This is a genomic window from Phreatobacter sp. GW821-FHT04C01, assembly GCF_059420385.1.
In genome coordinates this window covers 338,250-364,683 of record NZ_JBWKTP010000006.1, presented here as the reverse complement: position 1 = coordinate 364,683, position 26,434 = coordinate 338,250, and the positions used below count along the sequence as shown (strand labels likewise).

The 26,434-nt window shown below is 66.9% G+C and carries 23 protein-coding genes and 1 other RNA gene; 19 read left to right on the top strand and 5 right to left on the bottom strand.

The features are described 5' to 3' along the window. The first annotated feature begins 2 nt into the window (after nucleotides 1–2). The 3 genes from AC07WJ_RS23820 to AC07WJ_RS23810 are packed head-to-tail and all read left to right on the top strand — an operon-like array spanning nucleotide 3 to nucleotide 3,066. Complete coding sequence (locus AC07WJ_RS23820; RefSeq protein ID WP_494937153.1) at nucleotides 3–1,238, top strand: ABC transporter permease subunit; 1,236 nt, start codon at nucleotides 3–5, stop codon at nucleotides 1,236–1,238. Then, entirely contained in the window at nucleotides 1,235–2,287 is a 1,053-nt protein-coding gene (locus tag AC07WJ_RS23815; RefSeq protein ID WP_494937152.1) for an amino acid ABC transporter permease, read from the top strand. Before AC07WJ_RS23820 ends, AC07WJ_RS23815 begins: the two co-directional genes overlap by 4 nt. Nucleotides 2,288–2,316: 29 nt before the next feature. Continuing rightward, a complete protein-coding gene (locus AC07WJ_RS23810) occupies nucleotides 2,317–3,066 on the top strand; it encodes an SDR family oxidoreductase (RefSeq protein ID WP_494937151.1) in 750 nt (249 codons plus the stop codon). A gap of 9 nt (nucleotides 3,067–3,075) precedes the next feature. Here the strand turns inward: AC07WJ_RS23810 and AC07WJ_RS23805 are convergent, their stop codons facing one another. Next, nucleotides 3,076–3,846 carry an IclR family transcriptional regulator gene (locus AC07WJ_RS23805; RefSeq protein WP_494937150.1) on the bottom strand — a complete coding sequence of 257 codons (771 nt, stop codon included), beginning with the start codon at nucleotides 3,844–3,846 and terminating at the stop codon, nucleotides 3,076–3,078. A gap of 529 nt (nucleotides 3,847–4,375) precedes the next feature. On the opposite strand from AC07WJ_RS23805, the gene AC07WJ_RS23800 reads away from it, so the two are divergent. Genes AC07WJ_RS23800 through AC07WJ_RS23755 form a run of 10 tightly spaced genes read left to right on the top strand, consistent with a single transcriptional unit; the run spans nucleotide 4,376 to nucleotide 15,707 of the window. Then, nucleotides 4,376–5,563 carry an acyl-CoA dehydrogenase family protein gene (locus AC07WJ_RS23800; RefSeq protein ID WP_494937149.1) on the top strand — a complete coding sequence of 396 codons (1,188 nt, stop codon included), beginning with the start codon at nucleotides 4,376–4,378 and terminating at the stop codon, nucleotides 5,561–5,563. Nucleotides 5,564–5,570: 7 nt separating this feature from the next. Beyond that, nucleotides 5,571–6,344, top strand: a complete 774-nt coding sequence (locus AC07WJ_RS23795; RefSeq protein ID WP_494937148.1) for an enoyl-CoA hydratase/isomerase family protein — start codon at nucleotides 5,571–5,573, stop codon at nucleotides 6,342–6,344. 5 nt (nucleotides 6,345–6,349) lie between these two features. Next, nucleotides 6,350–7,570, top strand: a complete 1,221-nt coding sequence (locus tag AC07WJ_RS23790) for a CaiB/BaiF CoA transferase family protein (RefSeq protein WP_494937147.1) — start codon at nucleotides 6,350–6,352, stop codon at nucleotides 7,568–7,570. Further along, a complete protein-coding gene (locus AC07WJ_RS23785) occupies nucleotides 7,570–8,700 on the top strand; it encodes a thiolase family protein (RefSeq protein ID WP_494937146.1) in 1,131 nt (376 codons plus the stop codon). Before AC07WJ_RS23790 ends, AC07WJ_RS23785 begins: the two co-directional genes overlap by 1 nt. Beyond that, nucleotides 8,697–9,104, top strand: coding sequence for a Zn-ribbon domain-containing OB-fold protein (locus tag AC07WJ_RS23780; protein ID WP_494937145.1), 408 nt, complete (start codon nucleotides 8,697–8,699; stop codon nucleotides 9,102–9,104). Before AC07WJ_RS23785 ends, AC07WJ_RS23780 begins: the two co-directional genes overlap by 4 nt. Nucleotides 9,105–9,144: 40 nt before the next feature. Next, nucleotides 9,145–10,068 (top strand): branched-chain amino acid transaminase, encoded by a 924-nt coding sequence (locus AC07WJ_RS23775; RefSeq protein WP_494937144.1) that lies wholly within the window; start codon nucleotides 9,145–9,147, stop codon nucleotides 10,066–10,068. Between the two features lie 29 nt (nucleotides 10,069–10,097). Further along, nucleotides 10,098–11,156 carry an Ldh family oxidoreductase gene (locus AC07WJ_RS23770; RefSeq protein WP_494937143.1) on the top strand — a complete coding sequence of 353 codons (1,059 nt, stop codon included), beginning with the start codon at nucleotides 10,098–10,100 and terminating at the stop codon, nucleotides 11,154–11,156. 16 nt (nucleotides 11,157–11,172) lie between these two features. After that, complete coding sequence (locus AC07WJ_RS23765) at nucleotides 11,173–13,272, top strand: hydantoinase/oxoprolinase family protein (protein ID WP_494937142.1); 2,100 nt, start codon at nucleotides 11,173–11,175, stop codon at nucleotides 13,270–13,272. Next, complete coding sequence (locus tag AC07WJ_RS23760) at nucleotides 13,269–14,837, top strand: hydantoinase B/oxoprolinase family protein (protein WP_494937141.1); 1,569 nt, start codon at nucleotides 13,269–13,271, stop codon at nucleotides 14,835–14,837. Before AC07WJ_RS23765 ends, AC07WJ_RS23760 begins: the two co-directional genes overlap by 4 nt. Nucleotides 14,838–14,879: 42 nt before the next feature. After that, nucleotides 14,880–15,707: a 3-oxoadipate:acetyl-CoA acetyltransferase gene (locus tag AC07WJ_RS23755; protein WP_494937140.1), complete on the top strand. Its 828-nt coding sequence runs from the start codon at nucleotides 14,880–14,882 to the stop codon at nucleotides 15,705–15,707. A gap of 247 nt (nucleotides 15,708–15,954) precedes the next feature. Here the strand turns inward: AC07WJ_RS23755 and AC07WJ_RS23750 are convergent, their stop codons facing one another. Beyond that, nucleotides 15,955–17,400 (bottom strand): FAD-binding oxidoreductase, encoded by a 1,446-nt coding sequence (locus tag AC07WJ_RS23750; RefSeq protein WP_494937222.1) that lies wholly within the window; start codon nucleotides 17,398–17,400, stop codon nucleotides 15,955–15,957. Between the two features lie 144 nt (nucleotides 17,401–17,544). Here AC07WJ_RS23750 and ssrS point away from each other — a divergent pair. The 6 genes from ssrS to ribB all read left to right on the top strand — a co-directional run bounded on the left by ssrS (nucleotide 17,545) and on the right by ribB (nucleotide 22,519). After that, nucleotides 17,545–17,700, top strand: a non-coding RNA gene (ssrS, locus tag AC07WJ_RS23745) — 6S RNA. 29 nt (nucleotides 17,701–17,729) lie between these two features. Then, nucleotides 17,730–18,299, top strand: a complete 570-nt coding sequence (locus tag AC07WJ_RS23740; RefSeq protein WP_494937139.1) for a 5-formyltetrahydrofolate cyclo-ligase — start codon at nucleotides 17,730–17,732, stop codon at nucleotides 18,297–18,299. Continuing rightward, nucleotides 18,299–19,108, top strand: a complete 810-nt coding sequence (locus tag AC07WJ_RS23735) for a TIGR00282 family metallophosphoesterase (protein WP_494937138.1) — start codon at nucleotides 18,299–18,301, stop codon at nucleotides 19,106–19,108. The genes AC07WJ_RS23740 and AC07WJ_RS23735 overlap by 1 nt, the downstream gene beginning before the upstream one ends. 168 nt (nucleotides 19,109–19,276) lie before the next feature. Further along, on the top strand, nucleotides 19,277–19,885 hold the full coding sequence (locus AC07WJ_RS23730; RefSeq protein WP_494937137.1) for a fasciclin domain-containing protein: 609 nt from the start codon (nucleotides 19,277–19,279) through the stop codon (nucleotides 19,883–19,885). 141 nt (nucleotides 19,886–20,026) lie between these two features. Further along, entirely contained in the window at nucleotides 20,027–21,112 is a 1,086-nt protein-coding gene (gene aroC, locus AC07WJ_RS23725; protein WP_494937136.1) for a chorismate synthase, read from the top strand. 81 nt (nucleotides 21,113–21,193) lie between these two features. Further along, nucleotides 21,194–22,519: a 3,4-dihydroxy-2-butanone-4-phosphate synthase gene (ribB, locus tag AC07WJ_RS23720; RefSeq protein ID WP_494937135.1), complete on the top strand. Its 1,326-nt coding sequence runs from the start codon at nucleotides 21,194–21,196 to the stop codon at nucleotides 22,517–22,519. A gap of 54 nt (nucleotides 22,520–22,573) precedes the next feature. On the opposite strand, the gene AC07WJ_RS23715 is transcribed toward ribB, so the two are convergent. The 3 genes from AC07WJ_RS23715 to AC07WJ_RS23705 form a co-directional block, all read right to left on the bottom strand. Further along, nucleotides 22,574–23,449: an SDR family oxidoreductase gene (locus AC07WJ_RS23715; RefSeq protein WP_494937134.1), complete on the bottom strand. Its 876-nt coding sequence runs from the start codon at nucleotides 23,447–23,449 to the stop codon at nucleotides 22,574–22,576. Between the two features lie 330 nt (nucleotides 23,450–23,779). Next, nucleotides 23,780–24,520: an enoyl-CoA hydratase-related protein gene (locus tag AC07WJ_RS23710; protein ID WP_494937133.1), complete on the bottom strand. Its 741-nt coding sequence runs from the start codon at nucleotides 24,518–24,520 to the stop codon at nucleotides 23,780–23,782. A 72-nt stretch (nucleotides 24,521–24,592) separates the two neighbouring features. Then, nucleotides 24,593–26,377 (bottom strand): acyl-CoA dehydrogenase family protein, encoded by a 1,785-nt coding sequence (locus tag AC07WJ_RS23705; protein ID WP_494937132.1) that lies wholly within the window; start codon nucleotides 26,375–26,377, stop codon nucleotides 24,593–24,595. Between the last annotated feature and the right edge of the window lie 57 nt (nucleotides 26,378–26,434).

The following is a 26,434-nucleotide window of genomic DNA, read 5'->3' as shown; positions in this document are numbered from 1 at the left end:
TCATGCGCGCTATCGGCTCGGAGCGCTCTCCCTGGCTTGTGGTACGCGGGCTCTGGTTTCACCGGCAACTGCGCAGATATGTGGTCCAGGGCCTGTTTCTCGGCGCGGTCGTGCTGGCCCTGGCGACCACCGTCAGCAATGTGCACGCCAACCTGGTTCGCCAGGGCATGGCTTATGGCTGGGACTTTCTCTGGCGGAACACAGGGTGGAGGTTGTCCACCTCCATCCTGAGCCAGGACCTGGGTGACCCCTACTGGTGGACGATATCCATGGGCGTGCTCAACACGCTCGTTCTCGGCCTGCTCTGCATCGTCTTCGCGACCATCGTCGGCTGCTGCATCGGGCTTTTCCGCCTGTCGTCCAACGCGGCGCTGCGGGCCTTTAGCACCGTCTATGTCGACCTGCTGCGAAACGTGCCCGTGATCATGCAGATCTATTTCTGGTACGAGGTCTTCAAGCACGCTCCGACCGAGCGCCAGGCGCTGGCTTTTGGCGGCGGGTTTTTCCTGAGCAGCCGGGGCTTCTACTTTCCAGCCGTGTGGGTCGAGCCCGGCGCGGGCCTGCTGCTGTTCGGCCTGATGGTGCTGGTTGGCGCCACCGCCTACATGGCGATGAAGGGCCGATCCTTCTATCCCTTGCTGGCGACCCTTGCGGCGAGCGCGCTTGTCCTGGGATGGCCCGGGGGAGCACTCCAGGTGCAGCTGCCGGTCCTGCAGGGCTTCAGCTTCCGGGGCGGCAACCGGATGCCGGTCGAATTCGTGGTCCTGCTCGTGGCGATCACGCTCTATTCGGCCAGCTATATCGCCGAGATCGTGCGCGGCGGCCTGCTCGCGGTCGACAACGGCCAGATCGAAGCGGGACGCGCGCTCGGCCTGAAGGAGCGGAACATCAACTGGCTCATTCGCTTTCCGCTGGCGATGCGAAGCGCCCTGCCGCCGTTGAGCAACCAGTATCTCATCACGATGAAGGTCACGTCACTCGGCGCGGCCATCGGCTTCGCGGATCTGTTTTCCGTGACATCCAGCAGCATCAACCACGCCGGCCAGACGATCGAGATGCTGATCGTCATGATGGGCTCCTACCTGCTGATCAACTATGTCCTGGCGAGCGTCATGCAGCGGGTGAACCAGCGCATCGCCTTGAAGCGCCACGATACGTCGACGCTCCAGTCGCCGATCCGCGCGCGGAGGTCATGGTTCAAGGGCCGCGCCGCCAGGCCGGAGCCCGTCAGCCCATGAGGTCCCCGGTCACCCTGCGCGCACAGCTGTTCGGCACCAAGGCCAATATGCTGCTCACCCTGGCGCTGGCGGCCGTCGGGTTGTTCATCCTGGGCTCGGTCATTCGCTGGGCCTTCATCGACAGCCTCTGGAAGGAAACCTACGAGGGGCAATGCGCCACCGTGCCGGGGGCGTGCTGGGCGGTCATCCATGCGCGCTACCGGCTCATTCTCTTCGGGCTTTATCCCTATGAGGAACACTGGCGTTCCGCCCTGGCTTGCGTCGTGGCCCTGTCGATCGTGGTGCTGAGCTGCATGCCGCGGTTCTGGAGCCTCCGCCGCCTGGTCGCGATCTGGCTGTGCGGGGCCGGCATCTTCGTGCTGCTGATGCGCGGCGGCATCCCGGGCCTGCCCCTGGTGACCACCGACAAGTGGGGCGGTCTGGCGCTGACCCTCTACGTCTATCTCTCCACCATCATCATCGGCGTTCCCCTGGGCATCATTCTCGCCCTGGGTCGTCAGTCGGACCTCCCGGCGATCCGCATCGTCGTCACCATGGTGGTCGATTTCGTCCGATCGATCCCGATCCTGGCGGTGGTGTTCTGCGCGGCCCTGTTCGCGCCCTTCATCCTGCCGGGCTGGCTCAATCCCGATACGCTCTATCGCGTCATCGCCGCCTTCGCCTTCTTCTTCTCCTGCTACTACGCGATGATCGTGACGGGCGGCATTCAGGCGGTGGCGCCGGGGCAGTATGACGCCGCCGCCGCTCTCGGGCTGGGATATTGGCGCTGTCGCCTGCTGATCGTCATGCCGCAGGCGCTGCGCACGGCGCTGCCGGCAACGGTCAATCACATGGTGATCACGCTCAAGGAAACCTCCGTGCTGATCATCATCGGCATGTTCGAGCTGACGGCTTCCGGCAACGCGGCGCTGCAGAGCGGCGCATGGCAGCAGTATTACGTTGAAGTCTACATCTTCGTTTCGCTGATCTACTTCACGCTCTCGTTCTCCTTGTCGCGCTACGGCGCGTATCTGGAGCGGAAGATGCGGGTCGGCTCCATCACCCGGTGACGTTCCGGCTCCAGCCTCGAGAGGTTTCCATGTCCGACCAGAAGACCGTCATCGTCACCGCCGCCAGCCGCGGCATCGGGGCCGCGTGCGCGCGCACACTTGCCGCCAAGGGGTGGCGCGTGGTGCTCATGTCCACCTCCGAAGGCTGCGAAACCCTGGCCGCGGAACTCGGCGGCTACGCCCTGCGCGGTTCGGTCACCGAACCGGCCGATCTGGCGGCGCTGGTGGCGCTGGCCATGGAGAAGACCGGCCGCATCGACGCTCTCGTCGCCAATACCGGGCATGGCCCGGGGCTTTCCGAGGTAAAGGCCGGGCCGGCCTATGGTCCCGATTCCGCCGGCCATCTTCTGGATATCGACGATGCCGACTGGCATGCCGCGCTCGACATGTACGTGATGAATGTCATCCGGCTGGCGCGGCTGATCACGCCGATCATGATGCGGCAGGGGAGCGGCGCGATCGTCGCCATCTCGTCGAAGATCGCGGTGGAGCCGAAGCCGACCTATCCGACCAGCGCCTTGCGGCTGGCGCTGCATGCCTTCGCCAAACTCTATGCCGATCGCTACGGCCGCGCCGGCATCCGCTTCAATTGCGTGCTGCCCGGCCTGATCGAAAACTGGCCGGTGCCGGAACAGTCCTTGCAGCAGCTGCCGCTTGGCCGTGCCGTGAAGCTGGACGAGCTCGCCGAAACCGTCGCCTTCCTGGTTTCGGAGGCGGCCGGCGGCGTCACCGGCCAGAGCATCCTGGTCGACGGCGGTTCCGCGCGCGGCGTGCGCTAGGGCAGGGCGCTACGGGGCGTCGCCCGCCGTGACGGGATAGCTTCCGCCGAGGACGCGCGTCGCCTGTTCGGCGACCGAAATGGCCAGAGCTCCGACACGGTCGAAGTCGGAATGGGGCAAAGTGACGGAATCGCTGGTCAGCACGACCGAGCCGACCGGCGTCGGTCCGCTGCCCCAGACCGGGGCGGCGACGCTGCTGATGCGCGCCGTGGAGCCTCGCTCCGAACAGGCATAGAGACGCTGGCGGATGAGCTTGATCTCCTTGCGCAGGTCAGCCGCCGCGTCACCGGTCGCCGCGGCGTCCTTGGCCAGCTTCCCGGCGATCTCTTCGATCGAGGCTTCGTCGAGAAACGCAAGGATGGCGCGTCCGGAGGCGGCGACATGCATGGGAATGCGCTGTCCGGGATCGGAGGAATTGGCCCGTCCCTTCTCGCCATCGATCTTGTCGAGATAGATGATGTCGGGAAAATCCGCCCAGGCGAAATAGGTGGTCAGTTCGGAGTTCTTGGCGGCATAGCGCAGGATCGGATGGACCAGGCGCCGAGCCTCGTTCTGGGCGATGACGCGCGATCCCAGCTCCCATATTCGAAGCGTCGGCCGGTAGCGGCTCGAATCGGCGGTCTTCTCGATATAGCCCTCTTCCAGCAGGGTCTGGAAAATGCGCTGGACCGCGCTCTTGTTGAGCTTGATCGCGCGCGCCAGCTCCGAAATGCCGCGGGGCGTGTCGGAGAGCGCGAGGGATTCCAGGATCCGGAGGCTCTTGCGAAGGGTCGTGCTCATTGTTCGTCGATCGTCTCGGTCCGAAGGCGGCGGCTGGGAAGGCCACGGAAACCAGTTGAGCGGTAGGTGAGAACATCGTTGCCGTCAATTGACGCATTGCATCGCAATACGACACGGGTGCTCGATGTCGGGGTGGCATGATCCACGATTGCGTGACCGCTCCTGCCAATAGTCGCAATCCGGGCCGGATGTCCAAGCCGGCCCGACGCCCGCCTCATGCATGGTCTCCCGTCGGTTGATGCCATCTGAGCGGCGGCGATGGTTGTAATATTTCGTATCAAAATACGATACATTCAACCCGCGCTGGCCGCAAGTCAGAATAATTCGCCAATTTTGGGCTATTAAGCGCGAAATATTGCCGTACTGGATGAATTTGAAGCCGTCGCCCCGTTGGTGATCGCTGCCGGTTTGGCGCTTGACAACCCGGCTTTGACACATTCAAGTACGTCGTATTGTATTTTGATCCGAAGTACCGAAAAATGCTGATGCGCCCCGCAGAGGACATGCATCACGCCGACGGGGGACCCGCATGACGTCCGATACGTTTTCGCTGCCCTCCGGAGCCTGGGAGCTGCCCGACGAACTTGCGTTGCTGCGGGACACGGTGGCCCAGTTCATGCGCAACGAGGTGCGGCCGGCCGAGGATCGCCAGCCTCATGACTGCTACGAATTGCCGGAGGCCGACCTCGCCAGCCTGCAGGCCAAGGCCCGGGCGCTCGGACTGTGGTGCCTGGCGTCGCCGCATCAGCATGGCGGCGGTGGCATCGGGCTCCTGGCCCAGGTCCTGGTCGCGGAGGAAGCCGCCAAGTGCAAGATGGGCGCCTATGTCCCCGCTTGCGGCGCTTTCGGCATCGATCCGCCGAGCGTCATCTGGCTCGGCAATGACGATCAGGTCAAACGCTACGGCGTGGCCGGCATTCAGAACGGCAAGAAGAGCTTTGTCGCCATCTCCGAGGCGGATGGCGGCGCCGATCCGGCGCGTTCGATCAAGACGCGCGCCGAGCGGGTCGGTGACCACTATGTCATCAACGGCACGAAGATGTGGATCACGGCCGCGGGCAAGGCGGACTGGGGGCTGGTCTTCGCGCGCACCGGCGAGGCCGGCGACCGCGGCGGCATCAGTTGCTTCATCGTCGATCGCGACATGCCCGGCATCAGTGTCCGCGAGATCCCGGTGATCCGCTCCTACGCGCCCTTCGAGGTGCATTTCGAGAATGTCAAAGTCCCCGTCGAAAATCGTCTCGGCGCGGAAGGCGAGGGTTTCGCGGTCTGTCAGAAATGGCTGGTGCACGCCCGCGTTCCCTACGCCGCCGGGGTCATCGGCATCGCGCAGGAAGCCCTCGGCATGGCGACCGCCTGGGTCCGGCAGCGCAAGGCCTTCAAGTCCGCGCTGGCGGACAAGCAGGCGATCCAGTGGATGATCGCCGATTCGGAAATGGAGCTGCGCGCGGCGCGGCTGCTGACCTATCAGGCGGCATGGCGGGCGGACCTCGGGCACGACATCAAGATCGATGCCTCGATCGCCAAGGTGACGGCCACCGAGACGGCGGGGCGCGTGATCGACCGCTGCGTCCAGATGTTCGGCGCGCTCGGCGTCGCCAAGGAATTGCCGATCGAGCGCTGGTACCGCGAATTGCGCATCAAGCGCATCGGCGAGGGCCCGTCCGAGGTCCAGCGCATGGTGGTGGCGCGCCACCTCATCAACGGCGGCAGGTGAGGCGGCGATGGCTATCGACTTCTCGACCGAAGACGGCGTCGCCGTCATCACCATCAACCGCCCCGAACGGCGCAACGCCCTCGACGCCGAGCACTACGACGCCCTGTCCAAGGCCTGGCAGCGCGTGCGCGACGACGACGCCATCCGCGTCGCGGTGATCACCGGAGCCGGCGACAAGTCGTTCTGCGCCGGGGCCGACATCAAATCCTTCGTCGGGCGCGATGTCGAACTGTCCGAACTCTGGCTGACCCAGAAAGGCCAGTTGCTGAACCGGGGGCTCGAGATCTGGAAGCCGGTCATCGCCGCGGTGAACGGCGCCTGTGTCGGCGGCGGCATGACCTTGCTCCTGGCGACCGACATCCGCGTCGCGGTGGCGGGGGCCGTCTTCAGCGTCTCCGAGGTCAAGCGCGGGATCATCGCCGCCAATGGCGGGACGCAGCGGATCATGCAGCAACTTCCCTATGCCGTGGCGATGGAGATGCTTCTGACCGGGGAAGCCATCGACGCCGAGACGGCCCTGCGCTGGGGCCTGATCAACAAGGTGGTCGAGCCGGCGGACCTGCTCGACGCAGCCCTCGATTACGCGCGGCGGATCGCCGCCAACGCGCCGCTGGCATTGCAGGCGGCGAAGGAACTGGCGGTCCGATCCCGCGACATGGACCTGGCGACTGGCCTGCGCATGGAGCAGCTGGTCAACCGCATCCTGCACCATTCCGAAGACACCAAGGCGGCCAAGGCGGCCTTCGCCGAGAAACGCCAGCCCGAATTCAAGGGACGGTGACGGCCATGGCGAACGCAGCCTCCGGGACGACCGACCAGGCCCTGCCGCTCGCGGGCCTGCGCGTTCTCGATCTCACGCAGATCTATAACGGCCCCTATGCGACCTTCCTGATGGCCATGGCGGGCGCCGAGGTCATCAAGGTCGAGCCCCCGGGCGGTGAATTCCTGCGCAGGCGCGACGCCCGCAGCGGGGCCGGCGTGCCCTTCGCGATGCTGAACGCCAACAAGCGTTCCGTCTCGCTCAATCTGAAATCGCCGCGCGGCCGCGACATGCTGCTCGACCTGGTTCGCCAGGCGGATGTCCTGGCGGAGAATTTCGCCCCTGGCGTGATGGACCGTCTCGGCCTCGGCTATGACGCGCTCCGGGCCGTCAATCCGCGCATCATCTACGCCGCCAGCAGCGGCTATGGTGGTGCCGGCCCCTATCGCGACTATCCGGCCATGGACCTCACCGTGCAGGCCATGTCGGGGGTCATGAGCATTACCGGCTTCTCCCACAACGCTCCGGTCAAGTCCGGCGCCGCCTTGTGCGACTTCTTCGGCGGCGTCCATCTCTATGGTGCGATCACGACGGCGCTCTTTGGTCGCGAGCGCAGCGGCAAGGGGTGCCGGATCGAGGTCGCCATGCTCGAGGCGGTCTATCCCTCGCTCGCCTCGAGCATCGGCATGACCTATGGCGAGCGCGGCGACATTCCGCTGCGCACGGGCAACCGGCACGGCGGCCTGTCGCTCTGTCCCTACAATGTCTATCCGGCAAGCGACGGCTTCGTCGCCATCATCTGCAACAACGACAAGCACTGGCTCTGCCTGGTCGATGCGATGGAGCGGCCCGACCTGAAGGCCGATCCGCGGATGGCGACGATGCGCGACCGCGTCGCCCATATGGACCTGATCGACGGCATCATCTCGCAATGGACCTCGCCGCAGTCGCGCGACGACCTGTTCGGCAGGCTCGCCGCCTTTCGCGTGCCGTCGGCGCCGGTGCGCGACCTTCCTGAAGTCATCGCCGATCCGCACATGCATGAGCGCGGCATGCTGCTGGAGGTCGACCATCCGCAATATGGCCCGATCACCGTCTGCCGCAGCCCGATCAACTATTCCGGCGTGGCGCAGCCGGACTATCGGGTCAGCCCGGCCTATGCGGCCGACAACGAGGCGGTCTACGGGGGCATGCTCGGCATCGCCGCCGCCGATCTCGCGGCCCTGCGCGCCGAGGGAGTGGTCTGATGCGCGGGCGCGCCGTCATCGCCGGCATCGGCCATACCGCTTATGGCAAGCATCCCGGCCGGGATCGGGTTTCGCTCATCGTCGAAGCGAGCCGCAAGGCACTGGCCGATGCCGGCATCGCCAAGGACATGGTCGATGGCGTGCTGGTCAAGATGGCCAATGCCGAGCCCTCGATCCTCTATGGGCAGAAGGTCGCCGAGGCCCTGGGCATGCGGCCGAAAATCGGCTGCGCCCTGGATCAGGGCGGAGCCGCCAACATCGCGCTGATCAGCTACGCGGCGATGGCGATCGAGGCGGGCCTGATGGACATCGCCATCATCTGCTACGGCGATACGCCGCGCACCGGCAGCCGCAAGGTCTATGGCCGGCCGCGCGGCGACGACGCCGTCTATGGCTGGTATTCGACCGCCGCCGGATACGCCCTTCTGCACCAGCGCTACAGGCAGCAATACGCCATTCCCGACGCGCATTTCGGCGCCGTCGCCGTCACCTGCCGGGATCATGGCGCCCGCAATCCCAACGCCCACCTCCAGAAGGCGATAACCCTCGACGAATACATGGCGTCGCCCTTCGTGGTCGAGCCGCTGCGGCGGGACGATTGCTGTTTGCTGTCCGATGGCGCGGCGGCGGTCATCGTGATGTCGGCCAGGCGCGCGGCCGAGCTTCAGATCGCCAAGGCCGTCCCGATCCTGGGGTTCGGCCAGGCGCAGGAATCCTGGGATGTGCATCTTCGTCCGGATCTGACCCGAACGATATCGGGCGTGGCCGGCGAGACCGCGCTCAAAATGGCCGGCCTCGACCGGCGCGATATCGCGGTGGCCCAGCTCTACGACTGCTTCACCGTGACGCCGCTGATCACGCTCGAGGACTACGGCTTCTGCAAGCCGGGCCAGGCGGCGCGTTTCGCCGCGGAAGGCGGCATCGCGCTCGACGGCCGGTTGCCGCTGAACACCAGCGGCGGCCTGCTGTCGGAAAGCGGTACGCCCGGACTTCAACTGGTGATCGAGGGCGTCCGCCAGATGCGCGGCGACGCCAACCTTCAGGTTCGGGGCGATGGCGCCTGCATCGTCAGCAATCAGGGCGGCACCATGCACACACATGCGACCTTGGTCCTGGGGAGAGCGGCATGAGCTTTCCCCAGCCCGACGTGACGCCCCTGAACAAGCCGCATTGGGACGGCCTGAAGCAGGGCCGGCTGATGTTCCAGCAGTGCCGCAGGTGCGGACACGCATGGCTGCCGGCGCGCGAGGCCTGTCCGGAATGCCTCGCGCCGGAGCCGGAATGGCGAGAGGCCGCGGGCGAGGGCACGGTGGTGAGCTGGGTCGTCTACCACGTCGCCTATGACGAGGCATTCAGCGGCCGCCTGCCCTACGACGTCACCTGCGTCGAACTCGACGAGGGCCCGCGCCTCCTCACCAATATCGTCGACAGCGACGCGGGCGCGCGGCTTCGCATCGGCCTCCGCGTCAGCCTCTGCATCGAACATGAAGGCGACCTGGCACTCGCGCGCTTCAAGCTGGCCGAGCCCGGTTGACCCCAAATCCACGACATCGCTCCAGGAGCATCGAAACACCGTGTCCAAGTCCGCGCCTCAGTTCATCGTCCTGAACGGCAACCTGATCCCCTATGAGGAGGCGACGGTCCATGTGATGTCGCCCGCGCTCAAATATGGCCTGTCGGTGTTCGAGGGCTTGCGGGCCTATTGGAGCGACGCGCACCAGGATCTCTACGTCTTCCGCCTCCAGGACCATACGGACCGGCTGCTGCAGTCGATGAAGCTCCTGCGATTCAGGCACGATTTCGACGGTGCCGAGATCAACAGGATGACGATCGATCTCCTGCGCCGGAACAATGTCAGGGCGGCAGCCCATATCCGCACGACCGCCTATCTCGATGGCCAGGGCGAGCAGCAGGTCAAGGGGCCGGTGAGCTACGCGATCTCGGCGCTCGAAAAGCCGCGCACGGCCAAGATCGACGCCGGCATTCGCTGCCAGGTCAGTTCCTGGATGCGCATGGCGGACAATGTCATGCCGCCGCGCATCAAATGCGGCGGCAATTATGTCAACGGACGCCTTGCGCGCTATCAGGCGATCCAGGACGGCTATGACGAGGCCATTCTGCTCAATACGCTCGGCAAGGTCGCCGAGGGACCGGGAACCTGCATCTTCTTCGTCCGCAAGGGCGAGCTCGTCACACCGGACATGGCCAGCGGCATCCTGGAAAGCCTGACGCGCGATACGGTGCTGACGCTTGCGCGCGAGCGTGGAATTGCCGTTTCGGAACGCACCGTCGACCGTACCGAGCTCTATGCCGCCGACGAGGTGTTCATGGTGGGCTCGGCGGCCGAGCTGGTTCCCGTCGTCGATATCGATGGCATCGCCATCGGATCCGGCCTGCGCGGGCCGCTGACGACCCAATTGCAGCAGGCCTATTTCGAAACGGTCACCGGCGCGATAAAGGCCCCCGCGGGCTGGCTTACCTCCGTCCACAAGAGCTGACGATGCAAAGCCTGCCCGATTGGGTCGAGATGCTGGAGGAGGGCGGCCGCATCGGCCGCTCCGAACTCGTCGATCGAAGCGCCGATATCCTCGCCGCGGCGGGCGTCCCCGTTTTGGCCGCCGCCCGCGCGTCCGAATTGCTGGTGGAGTGCCAGGTCCGGGGCATCGACAGCCACGGCCTCGCGCATCTGCCGGCCTATCTCCAGAGGATCCGGATCGGCGCGATCGATCCGAAGGCGGTCCCCGCCATTGTCGACACCGGCGCGGCCACCGCTGTCGTCGACGGTCGCAATGGACTGGGCGTGCTGGTCGGGCTGGCGGCCATGGACGAAGCGTGCCGCAGGGCGAAAGCCGCCGGCATGGGGGCTTGTGCCGTGCGCGACAGCAATCACTTCGGCGCCGCCGCACCCCTAGTGGACCGTGCCGCGCGCCAAGGGCTGATCGCGCTGGCGCTCTCCAATGCGGGACCGACCATGGCCCCGACCGGTGGACGCGAGGCGATCCTGGGCACCAACCCGCTCGCCGCCGGCTTTCCGCGCGCGGGGCGGCCTCCTCTCGTCATCGACATGGCGACGAGCGCGGTGGCACGTGGCCGCCTGCGGCAGGCCGCGCTCAAGAAACAGGTCATTCCCGCCGCATGGGCACTCGATGCCGACGGCCAGCCGACCACCGATGCCGAGGCGGCGCTCGCCGGAACCGTCCAGCCCCTGGGCGGCGCGAAGGGCTACGCGCTGACCTTGATGGTCGAGCTGCTCTGCACCACGCTGTCAGGCGGACGGCCCGGCTACGAGGTGCTCACGCCGCATGATCCGGCCGCGGCCGGGGCGGGGGTCAGCCATCTCTTCATCGCCTTCGATCCCCAGCGGTTCGCGGGGCTGGACGAGGCCCGCTCCGCGGTCGCGCGGCTTGGCGCCCGCATCGAGGCGAGCCCGCCGGGTGCGGCGGGCGAAGCCCCGCGCCTGCCGGGCGCGCGGGCCGAGACCACGGCCGCCGCGCGCGAGCGCGATGGCATTCCCCTGACGGCCGATCTTGTGGCTCATCTGCGCAAGGCGGTTCGGCTCGTCGCCGAGATGCCGGCGCACCCTTAAGTTTCAGGAGCGATCCTTGGCCTACCAGATTGCAGTCGATGTCGGCGGAACGTTCACGGACGGGGTCCTTCTGGATGAGGCGGCCAATACGATCTGGGTGGCGAAGTCGCTGACCACGCCCACGGATCCCGGAGAGGGCATTGCGCGGGTCGTCGAAATGCTGCTGGCCAAGAAGCCGGAAGCGGCGGGCCGTGGCGCCGGCGACATCGAGCGCGTGGTGCATGGCACCACGCTGATCACCAACACGCTGCTGGAACGCAAGGGTGTCAGGACCGCTCTGGTGGTGACCCGTGGGGTCGAGGATACCTTGGATATCCGCCGCGAGATGCGGTACGACACCTACGATCTCGCCGCGACCTTCCCCGAGCCGCTGGTGCCACCGGCCTCGCGATTCCCTGTTGGCGAAAGGATCGGCCCCGCCGGCGACATTTGGCGGCCCCTCGACCCGAAGGAAGTGGAAGCGCTCGGCGAGCGCCTCGCGAGGGAAGATTTTTCCGCGGTCGCGATCTGCTTTCTGCATGCCTGCGTGAACGGCGCACATGAGCGCCAGGCCGCCGACATCCTACGCCTGAAATCACCGGAGCGCAGCTATTCCCTGTCGTCGGAAGTCGCCAGCGAGGTCGGCGAATACGAGCGCATGTCGACCGTCGTCGCCAACGCCTATGTCCAGCCGATCGTCGACCACTACATGGGCGTGCTGGGCAAGCGACTGACCGGGCTCGGCATCACCGGCCGGCTGGATATCATGGTTTCGCATGGCGGTTTCACGGAAGCCGAGGTCGCGGCGCGGTTTCCGATCCGCCTGCTCGAATCCGGTCCGGCGGGCGGCGTCCTCAGCGCCATCAATTGCGGCAGCGCGGAAGGCATGGATCGCATCCTCGCCTTTGACATGGGCGGCACGACCGCCAAATCCTGCGTGTCGATCGGTGGCGTCCCGGCGATCACCAACGTCTTCGAATTCGCGCGCGTCCGGCGTTTCAAGCGCGGCAGCGGCCTGCCGGCGGTATCGCCCAGCATCGACCTGATCGAGATCGGTGCGGGCGGCGGCAGCATCGCGCGGCTGAGCGCCCTCGGCCTCCTGCAGGTCGGCCCGGACAGCGCGGGCTCCGAGCCTGGTCCCGCCTGCTACGCGCTCGGCGGAATCCAGCCGACGGTCACCGACGCGGATCTCGTCCTTGGTTATCTCGACGCCGACGACTTCCTGGGCGGGGCCATGAAGCTCGACGTTGCGAAAGCCACGGAAGCCCTCGGCGCGCTCGGGGCACAGCTCGGGCTTTCGGCCGAGGAGACCGCCTGGGGCATTCACGACATCGTCAACGAGAACATGGCGGCCGCGGCCCGCACCCATATCGCCGAACATGGCCATGACGCCCGAAGCTTTACCTTCGTCTCCACCGGCGGGGCGGGGCCGGTTCACGCGATCGATGTGGCGCGCAGGCTGCGTATCCCCCGGGTTCTCTGTCCGATCGCCTCCGGTGTCGGGTCATGCCTGGGTTTCCTCGCCGCGCCGGCGCGCGCCGACCGCTCCTGGTCGCGGCTCGAGCCGGTCGGCGATGTCGATCGCGCTGGCCTGGCCCGCCGGATCGAGGCGGCGCGCGCCGAGATCGCCGGCGAGCTCGCCAAGGCGCATGTGGCGCGGGCCGACATCGTCTGGCGAACCGCCGCCGAAATTCGCTATCGCGGCCAGGGTGCCAGCATTGAAATCGACTTCGGCGCGGCCGCGATCGCCGATCTCGAGGCGGAGCGGCTGCTCACCGGCTTCGAGGCGGAATACAAGCGGCTCTACACGCGCATCGTGCCCGACGGCGTTCCGGAGATCGTCACGTGGCGGATTTCCGGCCAGTCGCCGCGGGCCCAGCGGCGCTACGCCTTTCCGGCATCGGACGAGGCGCGTTTCTCCACCGCGCCCAAGGGCCGCCGACATATCTATCTGCCCGGCGAAAAGCGCTACGCGACCGTGCCGGTCTATGACCGCTACCGGTTGCCGGCAGGCGCGGTGATCGCCGCGCCGGCTATCATCGTCGAGCCGGAATCGACGCTGGTGATTGGCCATTCGGCCAGCATCCGCGTGCTTCCGACCGGCACGATCCAAGTCGATCTGGAGTATGCACGATGAGCGGGACCAGGCAGGCGATCGATCCGATCACCCTGGAGATTCTCTGGACGCGGCTGGTCAGTGCCGTGGACGAGGCGGCCGCGACTTTCGTGCGCACGTCCTTTTCGACCCTGGTCCGTGAGGCGAACGACTATGCGGTGGTGCTGACCGACCGGAAGGGGCGCAACATCGCGCAATCCTCGCAGAGCATTCCCTCCTTCATCTCGACCATGCCGGTGACGATCCGGCATTTCATCGAGACGTTCGGCATCGAGAGCATGCGTGAAGGCGACGCCTTCATCACCAATGATCCCTGGATCGGCACCGGCCATCTCAACGATGCCAGTCTCGCCGCTCCGATCTTCCGGAACGGCGAGGTCATCGGTTTCGCCGGCGTCGTCAGCCATTTGCCCGATATCGGCGGACGGCTGCGCAACGCCGCCAATCGGGAGCTGTTCGAAGAGGGATTGCAGATCCCGCCGATGCGCATCCTCACCGCGGGAAAGCCCGAAGCGCTGCTGATCCAGATGATCCGCGCGAACGTGCGGGTGCCGGACGAGACGATGGGCGACATCTGGGCGCAGATTTCCTGCTGCGGCACGCTGGCCGAGCGGATCAATATGCTGATCGAGGAAACCTCCATCGATTTCGACGCATTCTCGGACGAGATCATCCAGCGCACCGGCAAGGCCATGCGCGATGCCATCACCGCGGTCCCCGACGGCACCTATCACTATGTCGTCGAGAACGACGGACCTGCCGAGATGCCCGGCGGGGTCATCCGCATCGCCTGCGCGGTGACCGTGGCGGGCGACCGGATCGCCGTCGACTATAGCGGGTCGAGCCCCCAGGTCAGCCTGGCGATCAACACGGTCGCGAACTACACCTTCGCCTACAGTGCCTATGCGCTGAAAGCGCTGCTGGCGCCCTGGATCCCCAACAACGAAGGCAGTTTCCAGGCGATCTCGGTCTCCGCGCCGGAAGGCTCGATCCTCAATCCGACCAAGCCGGCTCCCTGCGGCGCGCGCGGAATGATCGGCCATCTCCTGCCGCCGGCGATCTTCGGGGCCCTCGCCGAAGCCTTGCCGGAGCGGATACAGGCATCGCCGGGCTCGCCTTCCAACAATGTCCAATTGGCCAGCCTGAGCGGCAAGGTGCGTTATGCGGTGAACGCCTTCATCGGCGCCGGCCAGGGCGCGGCGCGGGATCAGGATGGCATTTCGGCGATCAGCTTTCCGAGCAACCTGTCGAATACGCCCATCGAAGTCCTCGAATCCCAGGCGCCGATCGAGGTCAGGAGCCGGGCCATCCGCCGAGGCTCGGGCGGGCGCGGCCATCGCAGCGGCGGCGACGGCATCCGCTTTGAATTCGAGATGCTCGGCGACAGCCCGGCCATCGCGTCGTTCATGGTCAACCGGGTGCGGCGGCCGGCGGCCGGCCTCGCCGGGGGCGAACCTGGCGCGCCCGCCCGTTTCGAATTGAACGGAACCACGACCGAGCCATCGGGCCAGCATGTTCTGCGCAAAGGCGATGTCGTGCTGATCGAGACCGGCGGCGGCGGCGGCTTCGGCAAGCCTAGGGATTGAAGGCCCGTTCGTCGAAGCGGCTTCTGGGAGGAAAGAACAACCATGTCAGCTTGCATCATCACCATCGCGATGACCGGCTCCGTGCCGAGAAAGAAGGACACGCCGGCGGTTCCCGTCACGGTCGCCGAACAGATCGAATCGACCCACGAGGCCTTCGAGGCCGGGGCCTCGCTCGCGCATATCCATGTCCGGGACGACCAGGAGAATTCATCGTCCGATCCCGAACGTTTCGCCGCCGTCCAGGACGGCATCCGAAAGCACTGCCCCGGCATGATCATCCAGTTTTCCACCGGCGCGCGCGGGCGACAGCTCAGCGAGCGCGGCGGGATGCTCCATCTGCGCCCCGACATGGCGTCGCTGGCGACCGGCTCGGTCAATTTCCCGACCTTCGTCAACGAGAATCCGCCCGATTTCATCAGGGGTCTCGCCCAGACCATGCTCGACCACGACGTCAAGCCTGAATGCGAGATCTTCGATCTGGCCATGCTCTACAATGCCGCGGATCTCGTCCGGGAAGGCTTGCTGAAATCACCGCCGCACGTGCAATTCGTGCTCGGCGTCAAGAACGCGCTTCCCGCCCGCCGCGCCATACTCGAATTCGAAGTGGCCCAGTTGAAGTCGATCCTTCCGGATGCGACCTGGACGGCGGCGGGGCTTGGCCGTCATCAGTTCGAGGTCAACCACTGGGCGCTTGAAATGGGCGGCCATTGCCGGACCGGCCTCGAGGACAACATTCGCTTCGATCAGTCCCGGCTGGCCAAAAGCAACGCTGAGCTGGTCAGGCGGCTGGCCGAGCTCTGCGGCGAATACGGGCGCCGCCCCGCGACCGCCAGCGAAGCCCGGTCCATCCTGGGCCTGCGCGACGCCTGACGATTTTTCGATCGAGGCCCGAGGGCCGCTGGACGGCGCTTGCCCGGCTCGGTCCACGGGAGCGGGCCGGGCGTCGTCCGTTCGGCGTTGAGGGTTCGCGCGAGAAAGGCGGTATTGCGTACCCGCCTCTCGCGGATGCGCGGTCGGGATGACCCGAGATCAGGCCGAGGAGAGGGGCGCGCGGAGTGGTCGGGGGCCCTTGCGGCGGCAGGGCGCGCCGAAGCGGCCACAGGGCCTCGGGCCAGAGCTAGAGCACCTTGCCGGGGTTGAGGATGCCGTTCGGATCCAAAAGCGCCTTCAGGCTGCGCATCAGCTCCAGCTCCACCGGATCCTTCACGCCGGGCAGCAGGTAGCGCTTCATCCGGCCGATGCCGTGTTCGGCCGAGATCGAGCCGCCGAACTGGGCGACGATGCCGTGGACGACCTTGTTCACCGCCTGCCACTGGTCGAGGAAGGCCGCCTTGTCGGCGCCGATGGGCTGGCTGATGTTGAAATGGATATTGCCGTCGCCGAGATGGCCGAACGGCACAACGCGGCAGCCCGGGATCAGTTTTTCGCAGGCCGCCGTCGCTTCGGCGATGAAGGCGGGCACGGAGGCGACGGGCACCGAGACATCGTGTTTGATCGAACCGCCTTCGGGCTTCTGCATTTCGCTCATGCCCTCGCGGGCACGCCAGAACGCGTTGCGCTGGTCGACGCTTTCGGCGATCGCGGCGTCCTGCACGATGCCGTCTTCGTAGCCGGCGGCCAGCACATCCTCCAGCGTGTCGCGCAGGCCAGCGGCGGCGGCCGAGGACAATTCGACCAGGCAATACCAGGGGGCCGGCTCGGCCAGCGGATCGCGGGCGCCGGGCATGTGCCTCAGCACGAATTGGAACAGGTTGCGCGGCATCAGCTCGAAGCCGCTGACCGCCGGGCCGGCGCGCTCCTGTGCCCGCGCCAGCAGTTCGAGGGCGGCGGCGGGCGAGGCGACACCGACCCAGGCCGCCTCGATCGAGCGCGGCGCGGCGACGAGCTTCAGCACCGCCGCCGTGATGATGCCGAGCGTGCCCTCCGCGCCGACGAACAGATGCTTCAGGTCGTAGCCGGTATTGTCCTTCTTCAGGGTGCGCAGGCCGTGCCAGATCCGGCCGTCGGCGAGCACGACTTCGAGGCCCAGCACCAGGTCGCGTGCCAGGCCATAGGCGACCGCCTGGGTGCCGCCGGCATTGGTCGCCAGGTTGCCGCCGATGGTGCACGAGCCTTTCGAGCCGATATTGAGCGGGAACAGGCGGTTCACGGCCGATGCCGCGTCCTGCGCCTCCTGCAGCGTCACGCCGGCCTCGACGATCAGCGTATTGCCGGCCGGGTCGACCGCCCGGATCGCCTTCATGCGGTTGAGCGAGACGATGATCTCGGCGCCGTCCTCGTGCGGCAGGTGGCCGCCGACAAGCCCGGTGCCGCCGCCCTGCGGCACGACCTTGGTGCCGGTCTCATTGGCGAGCTTCAGGATCGCCGCGACCTCGTCGGTCGAGCCGGGCCGGAGCACCAGCGGCGTGCGCGCCACGTAGAGTTCACGCCAATCCTTGAGATAGGGCACCTGGTCGTCCGCCGCGGTGATCGCATAGCGCGGTCCGACGATCGCGGCGAAGCGCTCGATCAGTCCGGACGCGAGCGGCGGGGCGGGGGCGGCGGCAGGCTCGGGAAGCGGCATGGCGGGTTCGATCTGGCTGCGGGTCAATGACAGGTTTTCCACTAGGGCCGGGCTTTGCCGCGCGGTCAACCGATGGTGCGGGATAGCAGCAGCGAATGGTCGACAAGGCCCTTCCGCTTAGGCGCGCGAGAGCCTATCTTCGTGACAGAGCTGCGACGCCCGTCAGGACCACAATTCCCCGGGGCCTTATCGATCTCAACGGGAGCTGTCCCTGACCCGGTCCCTGGACTGGGATATATGGCGCCCACCTACTTAGGTAGGTTCCCGGGATCGAGCGTCCAACGACGAAGCGGCTCTACCTGTTTTCTCTCTCCTCGCGTCGCGGGACGATGCCGCATTTGTCCAAATCCGCCTTGCGCGAGGTGGCGCTCGGCCGCCGCGATGCACTCGGGCCCGAGGCCCGCATCGAGGCGGCGCTGGCGATCGCCGAACTGTTTCCGTTCGACCGCATCGCCGTTGCCGGCAAAACGGTTTCAGGCTTCCTGCCGATCCAGTCGGAAATCGACGTCAGGCCGCTGATGGACCGGCTGCGCGTGGCCGGTGCGCGCCTGGCGCTGCCGGCTTTCGACACGCGCACCACGCCGATGACCTTCCGGCTCCTGGAGCGCGGCGCGCCGCTGGTGCCGATGGGTTTCGGCACCTATGGCCCCGGCCTCGACGCGCCGGAGGTCGAGCCGGACATCCTGCTCACCCCGCTTTCGGCCTTCGACCGGAGCTTTCACCGCATCGGTTATGGCAAGGGGCACTATGACAAGGCGCTCGCGCGGCTGGATAAGACCGGCAGCCGATTGGCGATCGGGGTTGCATTTTCCACCCAGGAAGTCGAAGTGGTGCCTGCCGAGCCGCATGACCGCAGGCTCGACGCCATTTTGACCGAGACCGGATTCAGGGCCCCGTGATGCGCCTTCTGTTCCTCGGCGACGTTGTCGGCAAGTCCGGCCGGGTCGCCGTCACCGAAAAACTGCCGGGCCTCGTCGCCGACCTGAAGGTCGACTGCGTCGTCATCAATGGCGAGAACGCCGCCCACGGCTTCGGCATTACCGAGGCGATCTACCAGGAACTGCTGGATGCCGGCGCCGACTGCGTGACGCTCGGCAACCATTCCTGGGACCAGCGCGAGGCGCTGGTCTTCATCGACCGGGCACCGCGGCTGGTGCGGCCGGTCAATTATCCCGCAGGCACGCCCGGGCGCGGCGCGGCGCTGGTCGAAACCCGCAAGGGCGCGCAGGTGCTGGTGGTCAATGCCATGGGCCGGGTGTTCATGGACGCCATGGACGACCCCTTCGCGGCGGTCGAGCGCGAGATCGAGGCAGCCCCTCTCGGTCGCGTCGCCGATGCCGTGGTCATCGACATCCATGCCGAGGCGACCAGCGAGAAACAGGCCTTCGGCCATATTTTCGATGGCCGGGCTTCGCTGGTCGTCGGCACCCACACCCATGTGCCCACCGCCGATCACCGCATCCTGCCCGGCGGTACCGCCTTCATGACCGATGTCGGCATGTGCGGCGACTATGATTCGGTCATCGGCATGGACAAGGCCGAGCCGTTGCGCCGCATGCGCGAGAAGACCCCCGGCGGCAAGTTCGAGCCGGCGAGCGGCCCCGCCACCCTGTCCGGCATCCTGGTCGATCTCGGCGCCAACGGCCTGGCGACCAAGGTCGCGCCGCTGCGCATCGGCGGCCGGCTGGAAACCAGCATTCCCACCTGATCGCCGATCGGCAATGGCGGCCCCATCACGCATTGGTGTTGGGCCGCCCGGGATATCTCGGCTTCGGCGCGCGTCCAATCGGTTCCGCGCCGGTTTCTCCACAGGTCCAGGCACTCGACTTGGTCGGCCGGCCCGCCAGGCGCGGGACCTTGATCCGTGGAGATTATCATGAAGACGTTCGAACGCCGTGAGGTGACGACCCTTCTTGCCGCCGCCGCCCTGGGCCTTCTTGCCGGCGGGCTGCCCGCTGCCGCCCAGATGTCGCAGATGAGCCCCATGGGCCAGCGCCAGCGCGTGCCGATGGTCGGCGGCGCGCCGATGTATCCGACCAAGACCATCGTCGAGAATGCCGTCAACTCGCGCGATCATACGACCCTGGTCGCCGCGGTGAAGGCCGCCGGCCTCGTCGATACGCTCTCCGGTCCCGGACCCTTCACGGTGTTCGCGCCGACCAATTCGGCCTTCGCCAAGCTGCCGCGCGGCACGGTCCAGACGCTGGTGCGTCCGGAGAACAAGCAGACCCTGACCTCCATCCTGACCTACCATGTCGTCGCGGGCCGGTTCTCGGCGAACGACCTGATGGCCCAGGCCATGGCCAATGGCGGGCGCACGACATTGCGCACGGTCAATGGCGGAACCCTGACCGTCCGCACGCGGCGCAATGGCCGCGGGCTGGATGTCGTCGATGCCAAGGGCAATGTCTCCCGCATCACGATCGCCGATGTCGGCCAGTCCAATGGCGTCATCCATGTCGTCAACACGGTGCTGATGCCCTGATGCGGCAGGCTCGATCGCGGCCGCCCGGGGTGATCGAGGCCGGGCCCGTCGACGTCATGTCGCCGGGCCCGGTCGCCGCGGCACGGGCTTCCGGCCGCGACGCGGCTTGACCCTTCGCGACATCGCGCCTAACCAACCGCCATGTCGCACAACACCTTTGGCCACCTGTTCCGCGTCACCACCTTCGGCGAGAGCCACGGGGTGGCGCTCGGCTGCGTCGTCGACGGCTGCCCGCCGCGCATCCCGATCACCGCGGAGGAGATCCAGGCCGATCTCGACCGGCGCCGTCCGGGCCAGTCGCGCTTCACCACGCAGCGCCGCGAGCCGGACGAGGTGAAGATCCTGTCCGGCGTGATGGTCGATGACGATGGCGTCCAGGTGACCACGGGCACGCCGATCGCGTTGCTGATCGAGAACACCGACCAGCGCTCGAAGGATTATTCCGAGATCAAGGACAAGTTCCGTCCGGGTCATGCCGATTTCAGCTACGAGATGAAATACGGCATCCGCGACTATCGCGGCGGCGGCCGGTCCTCGGCGCGCGAGACGGCGGCGCGGGTCGCCGCCGGCGCCATCGCCCGCAAGATCGTGCCCGGCCTCGATGTCCGCGGCGCCCTGGTCCAGATGGGGCCGCATGCCATCGACCGCGACAAGTGGGACTGGGACGAGATCGGCAACAACCCGTTCTTCTGCCCGGACAAGGACAAGGCGGCTTTCTACGAGAGCTATCTCGACGGCATCCGCAAATCCGGCTCGTCGATCGGCGCCGTGCTGGAGATCGTCGCCGAGGGCGTGCCGGCGGGCCTCGGCGCGCCGATCTACGCCAAGCTCGACGCCGAGATCGCGGCCGCCCTGATGGGCATCAATGCGGTGAAGGGCGTCGAGATCGGCGCGGGTTTCGGTGCGGCCTCCCTTTCGGGCGAAGAGAATGCCGACGAGATGCGCATGGGCAATGACGGCAAGCCCCTGTTCCTCGCCAACAATGCCGGCGGCATCCTGGGCGGCATTTCCACGGGCCAGCCGATCGTCGCCCGTTTCGCGGTCAAGCCGACCTCGTCGATCCTGACCCCCAGGCTGACCATCGACAAGCAGGGCGCCGAGGCCGACATCCTGACCAAGGGCCGCCACGACCCCTGCGTCGGCATTCGTGCCGTGCCGGTGGGCGAGGCCATGGTCGCCTGCGTCATCGCCGACCACTATTTGCGCCATCGCGGTCAGAACGGCTGACATTCAGCTCTGTCGAATTGCAGGGCTGATATCTGGGATTTTCAGTTTGACTGAAAGTCCCGCCGCGCCCATCTTCCTGTCATGAAGCTCGACATCTGGCTCACCCGTGCCGGCATCACCCGGCTTGCCTTCGCGAAACGGCTCGGCGTCTCGCCGGGCACGATCACCGCGCTGTGCAACGGCGAGGCGCCCTGGATGTCGCGCGACACGGCCGAGCGCATTGCCGAACTGACCGGCGGCGCCGTGACCCCCAATGATTTCATCGGCCTGAAAGGGCCGCGCGATGAGGAGAGAGCCATGCTGGAAGCCACCGAGCGGGTCAAGGCGGCCCTCGATGCCTTCGCCAAGGGCCAGATCGTGGTGGTCACCGACGACGACGACCGCGAGAACGAAGGCGACCTGATCGTCGCGGCCTCGCTCTGCACGCCCGAGCAGATGGCCTTCATCGTCCGCCACACCTCCGGCATCGTCTGCACGCCCTTGTCGGTCGAGGAGGCGCGCCGCCTCCGGCTCGATCCCATGGTGTCGTCGAACGACAGTCCGCACGGCACCGCCTTCACCGTGTCGGTCGACTATCGCCACGGCACGACCACCGGCATTTCCGCCGATGACCGCACGGCGACCGTGCGCGGCCTCGCCAATCCCAATGCCGGCGCCGTCGATTTCGTCCGTCCCGGCCATATCTTCCCGCTGATCGCAAAGGATGGCGGCGTGCTCATGCGCTCCGGCCATACCGAGGCCGCGGTCGATCTCTGCAAGCTCGCCGGCCTGCCGCCGGTCGGCGTCATCTGCGAACTGGTCAATGACGACGGCACGGTCACGCGCGGCCCGCAGGTGGCGGCCTTCGCCGAGAAGCACGGCCTCGTCACCGTCTCGGTGGCCGACCTCATCAAATACCGCCAGGCGCGCGACCGGCTGGTCGAGCGGGCCGGCGAGTTCCCGGTCGAGACGCCTTATGGGCCGGCGCGTGGCATTGCCTATCGCACGCCCTATGACAAGGTCGAGCATCTCGCCATCGTGTTCGGCGAGGTCGAGGACAATGGCCCGACGCTGGTCCGCCTGCATCGCGAGACCGTGCTGCGCGACGTCTTCGGCAAGAACCCGGTGATCGACTGCGCGGTGAAGCGGCTCGCTGAAAAGGGCGGCGTGCTGATCTATCTGCGCGACGGCACGGCCGGCGTGCCGAGCCAGTCGCTGGCCGCGTCCGCGCCGCAGCCCGACGTCCATGAAAGCCACGGCTCGGCCAAGATGCGTGACGAGCAATGGCGCGAGATCGGCCTCGGTGCGCAGATCCTGCGCGACCTCGGCGTCCACACGATTTCGCTGCTGGCCTTCCGCAACCGCCACTATGTCGGCCTCGGCGGCTTCGGCATCGAGATCAAGTCGACCGAGATGCTCGACGCCTGAGGACGGCGCGGGCGGCGTCCGCCGCCCGCGACAGTCCGCCGGAGACTGCGCGGATCAGCGTTTCAGCGGACCGTAGCTCGCGCTCTCGGGCGGCTTGATCGCCTCGGGGACGAAGAAGTCGGGCGCCAGGGCCTGGCTCGGGTCGACCCGGTAGTGATCGAAATCGGTCACTCCCTCGCCGGCGAGGAAGGTGTCGTCGATCAGGAAGTGGCCGGAGAAATTGGCCGGCTTGTTGAAGATGAGATAGGCCGCGTCGGCCAGGATCTCGGGCGAGCGGCTCATGCTCATCAGGTTGTCGCCGCCGAGCAGGTTCTTGACCGCCGAGGTGGCGATCGTCGTGCGCGGCCACAACGCGTTGACGCCGACCTGGCCTTTCAGTTCGCCCGACAGGCCGAGCATCACCAGGCTCATGCCGAACTTGGCCATGGAATAGCCGGTCGATCCGGCAAACCATTTGACGTTCATGTCGAGCGGCGGCGACAGCGCCAGGATATGCGGGTTGCGACCGGCTTCCGCGCTCTTCTTCAGGTGCGGAATGGCATATTTCGACACGAGATAGGTGCCGCGGGCATTGACCTGGTGCATCAGGTCGAAACGCTTCATGTCGAGCTTCTCGACCGGCGCGAGATTGATTGCCGAGGCATTGTTGACGACGATGTCGAGGCCGCCGAAATGTTCGACGGTCTTGGCCATGGCGCCCGCCACGCTCTCCTCGTCGCGGACGTCGACCACCAGCGGCAAGGCGTCGCCGCCGGCGGCCTTCAGTTCTTCGGCCGCCGAATAGATCGTGCCGGGCAGTTTCGGGTGTGCCGTCTCGGTCTTGGCGGCAACCACGATATTGGCGCCGTCGCGTGCCGCGCGTAGCGCGATGGCGAGGCCGATGCCGCGCGATGCGCCGGTGATGAAAAGCGTCTTGCCCTTGAGGGTCATGGTGTCCTCCCGTTGCGTTGATGCCGGTTACGGCCGGTTGGCTGGTCTCCGCCGCCCGTCTGGCTTCTCCGACGTCATCCCCGGCCGCGCCCAAGCAGAAGCCCTTGCTTCTGCGGAGGCGAGGGGAAGGGGATCCAGGGGTTGCAGGGCGCATCCCTCAACGCGGAAAAATCCTCGACCAGTATGCACTGAGAGCGCGGATGAAGCGGCTCCTGGACCCCCTTCCCCTCCTTCGCTTTGCTCAGTCGGCCGGGGGTGACGTCAGAGCGATCGAAGTGCGCATGTCGAAACCTCCCAGGTAACGCAGCCCCCGGTCTTGCGCTGAGTGGCTCACTTGCGTGTCATGAACGCCATGAATGCCTGCTTGGCCTCGTCCGACATCAGTTGCTGGCCGAACAGCCGGCCTTCCTCATCCATGCGTTCGCGCAGCGCCGCCGCGCCACCGCGCAGCAGGCGGCGCGTATGGGCCAGGGCCTGGGGCGGCTTGGAGGCGAGTCTGGCGGCGGCCTCCAGCGCCTTCGTCTCAACTTCGGCCTCGGGCAGTTCGGCATTGATCATGCCCATGCGCACGGCTTCCGCGGCGCCGAAACCTTCGGCCAGCATCAGGTATTCGGTCGCCTTCTTCAGGCCGGCGAGCTGCGGCAGCAGCAGCGACGAGGCCGCTTCCGGCACCAGGCCGAGATCGACGAAGGGCATGCGGAACAGGGCGCGCGGGCTCGCATAGGCAAGGTCCATATGCAGCACCATGGTGGTGCCGACGCCGATGGCGAGGCCGTCGATCGCGGCGATCATCGGCACTTCGACAGTGGCCAGCGCCTTGATGAACTGGAAGGCCGGCGACGCGCCGCCGCCTGAGCGGGCGATGAAATCGCCGATGTCATTGCCCGAGGTGAACACGCCGGGGCCGCCGGCAAACACCACCGCGCGGGTGCCTTGTGCTCCGGCATTCTCGATCACGCCGCGCATGGCGTCATACATGTCGCCGGTCAGCGCGTTCTTCTTGTCGAGCCGGTTCATGCGAACCAGCACGACACCCTTGTCATGCCTGGTGATGCTGATGTGGTCGGTCATTTCAAGGGTCCTTGGGCGATCCTCGGGGCGTTGTTCTTGGTTTGCGGCGAGCCTTGGTTCCCGCCGGTCCGGTCAACCGGCGAGCTGCAGCGCGATGTCGTTGATGCTGTCGGCGCCGGAGGTCACGCTGAGCTCCAGGCCGGGGGCGGCGGTGGCGAGGTTCTCGGCAAAGAAGCGGGCGGTGCCGGTTGCTTCCGCGCGCAATGTCTCCGCCGTGCCATTGTCACGCTGGGCCAGCGCCTTTTCGGCGAGCGCGGTGCCGCCGAGAGCCAGGCCAAACAGCCGCGCATAGGGCGTGGCGCCGGCCAGCGCATCGGCCGGATTGGATTTCAGCGCCGCCAGCAGATGGCCGGTCGCCCGCTCCAGGCTGTCGATCGCGTCCGTCAGCCGCGCCGCCGTGCGGCCGAAATCGGCGGCATTGGTGCCGGCCACCTTGGCCGCCACGGCGCGCATCCGGCTGATCTCGCCGGCGACCAGGGCGCCGCCTTCGAGCGGGATCTTGCGGGTGACGAGATCGATCGCCTGAATGCCGTTGGTGCCCTCGTAGATCGCGAAAATGCGCGCGTCACGCATATGCTGGGCGGCTCCCGTCTCCTCGACGAAACCCATGCCGCCATGGACCTGGACGCCGAGGGAGGCCACCTCGTTGCCGATATCGGTCGAGAAAGCCTTGGCGATCGGGGTCAGCAACGAGGCGCGCGCCTGTCCGGCCTGGCGCTCGGCCTCGGTCTTGCCGAGATGGGCGCGGTCGATCTCGGCCGCCAGCATGTAGCAAATGGCGCGGGCGCCTTGGGTATAGCCGCGCATGGTGAGCAGCATGCGCCTGACATCCGGGTGCAGGATGATCGGGCTCATGCCTTCGCCGGCATAACCGGGCGCGCGGCCCTGGCGCCGCTCGGCGGCATAAGCGATCGCCTGCTGGGTCGCCCGCTCGGCGATGGCCACGCCCTGCAGCGCCACGGCGAGGCGGGCGTTGTTCATCATGGTGAACATGGCGGCGAGGCCACGGTTCTCCTCGCCGACGAGGTAACCGACGGCGCCGCCGTCGTCGCCATAGACCATGGTGCAGGTCGGCGAGCCGTGGACGCCGAGCTTGTGCTCGATCGAATGGCAGCGCACGTCGTTGCGGGCGCCGATCGAGCCATCGGCATTGACCAGGAATTTCGGCACGATGAACAGCGAGATGCCCTTCGTCCCGGCAGGCGCATCGGGCAGCCGCGCCAGCACGAGATGCACGATGTTCTCGGTCAGGTCGTGCTCGCCATAGGTGATGAAGATCTTGTTGCCGGTGATCCGGTAGGTGCCGTCGCCGGCACGCTCGGCCTTGCTGCGCAGCGCCGCGAGATCGGAACCCGCCGAAGGCTCGGTCAGGTTCATCGTGCCGGTCCATTCGCCCGAGATCATCTTCGGCAAATAGATGGCCTTGAGCTGATCGGAAGCATGGGCGGCGATCGCTTCGATCGCGCCTTGGGTCAGAAGCGGGCCGAGCCCGAAGGAGCTGCAGGCGGCGTTCCACATTTCGAGGCAGGCGGCGTTGATCACGCAGGGCAGGGCCTGGCCGCCGAATTCGGCATCGGCCATCAGGCCGTTCCAGCCGGCCGCCGCCCAGTCGGAATAGGTGTCCTTCCAGCCCGGCGGCATGGTCACGCGGCCGTCCTTGAACGGCGTGCCGAGCTTGTCGCCGACCGTGTTGAGCGGCGCGATCCGTTCGGCGGCGAACTTGCCGGCCTCCTCCAGCACCGCGTCGACCAGATCGGCGGTCAGGTCGCCATAAAGGCCGTCGGCCAGAGCCCGATCCAGGCCGGCGACGTGTTTCAGGGTGTTGGCGATGTCGGTGACGGGCGCGCGATAGCTCATGATCTTCCTCCGCACGGCCGATCCAAGGTCCAGACGCCTCCGGCCGAGAGAATGCCC

What these genes read in the sequence shown, in the direction of transcription:
- AC07WJ_RS23820 (WP_494937153.1), top strand. Translation starts at nt 3, where the DNA reads ATGCGCGCTATCGGCTCGGAGCGCTCTCCCTGGCTTGTGGTACGCGGG.
- AC07WJ_RS23815 (WP_494937152.1), top strand. Translation starts at nt 1,235, where the DNA reads ATGAGGTCCCCGGTCACCCTGCGCGCACAGCTGTTCGGCACCAAGGCC.
- AC07WJ_RS23810 (WP_494937151.1), top strand. Translation starts at nt 2,317, where the DNA reads ATGTCCGACCAGAAGACCGTCATCGTCACCGCCGCCAGCCGCGGCATC.
- AC07WJ_RS23805 (WP_494937150.1), bottom strand. Translation starts at nt 3,846, where the DNA reads ATGAGCACGACCCTTCGCAAGAGCCTCCGGATCCTGGAATCCCTCGCG.
- AC07WJ_RS23800 (WP_494937149.1), top strand. Translation starts at nt 4,376, where the DNA reads ATGACGTCCGATACGTTTTCGCTGCCCTCCGGAGCCTGGGAGCTGCCC.
- AC07WJ_RS23795 (WP_494937148.1), top strand. Translation starts at nt 5,571, where the DNA reads ATGGCTATCGACTTCTCGACCGAAGACGGCGTCGCCGTCATCACCATC.
- AC07WJ_RS23790 (WP_494937147.1), top strand. Translation starts at nt 6,350, where the DNA reads ATGGCGAACGCAGCCTCCGGGACGACCGACCAGGCCCTGCCGCTCGCG.
- AC07WJ_RS23785 (WP_494937146.1), top strand. Translation starts at nt 7,570, where the DNA reads ATGCGCGGGCGCGCCGTCATCGCCGGCATCGGCCATACCGCTTATGGC.
- AC07WJ_RS23780 (WP_494937145.1), top strand. Translation starts at nt 8,697, where the DNA reads ATGAGCTTTCCCCAGCCCGACGTGACGCCCCTGAACAAGCCGCATTGG.
- AC07WJ_RS23770 (WP_494937143.1), top strand. Translation starts at nt 10,098, where the DNA reads ATGCTGGAGGAGGGCGGCCGCATCGGCCGCTCCGAACTCGTCGATCGA.
- AC07WJ_RS23760 (WP_494937141.1), top strand. Translation starts at nt 13,269, where the DNA reads ATGAGCGGGACCAGGCAGGCGATCGATCCGATCACCCTGGAGATTCTC.
- AC07WJ_RS23755 (WP_494937140.1), top strand. Translation starts at nt 14,880, where the DNA reads ATGTCAGCTTGCATCATCACCATCGCGATGACCGGCTCCGTGCCGAGA.
- AC07WJ_RS23750 (WP_494937222.1), bottom strand. Translation starts at nt 17,400, where the DNA reads ATGCCGCTTCCCGAGCCTGCCGCCGCCCCCGCCCCGCCGCTCGCGTCC.
- AC07WJ_RS23740 (WP_494937139.1), top strand. Translation starts at nt 17,730, where the DNA reads ATGCCGCATTTGTCCAAATCCGCCTTGCGCGAGGTGGCGCTCGGCCGC.
- AC07WJ_RS23735 (WP_494937138.1), top strand. Translation starts at nt 18,299, where the DNA reads ATGCGCCTTCTGTTCCTCGGCGACGTTGTCGGCAAGTCCGGCCGGGTC.
- AC07WJ_RS23730 (WP_494937137.1), top strand. Translation starts at nt 19,277, where the DNA reads ATGAAGACGTTCGAACGCCGTGAGGTGACGACCCTTCTTGCCGCCGCC.
- aroC (WP_494937136.1), top strand. Translation starts at nt 20,027, where the DNA reads ATGTCGCACAACACCTTTGGCCACCTGTTCCGCGTCACCACCTTCGGC.
- ribB (WP_494937135.1), top strand. Translation starts at nt 21,194, where the DNA reads ATGAAGCTCGACATCTGGCTCACCCGTGCCGGCATCACCCGGCTTGCC.
- AC07WJ_RS23715 (WP_494937134.1), bottom strand. Translation starts at nt 23,449, where the DNA reads ATGACCCTCAAGGGCAAGACGCTTTTCATCACCGGCGCATCGCGCGGC.
- AC07WJ_RS23710 (WP_494937133.1), bottom strand. Translation starts at nt 24,520, where the DNA reads ATGACCGACCACATCAGCATCACCAGGCATGACAAGGGTGTCGTGCTG.
- AC07WJ_RS23705 (WP_494937132.1), bottom strand. Translation starts at nt 26,377, where the DNA reads ATGAGCTATCGCGCGCCCGTCACCGACATCGCCAACACCCTGAAACAC.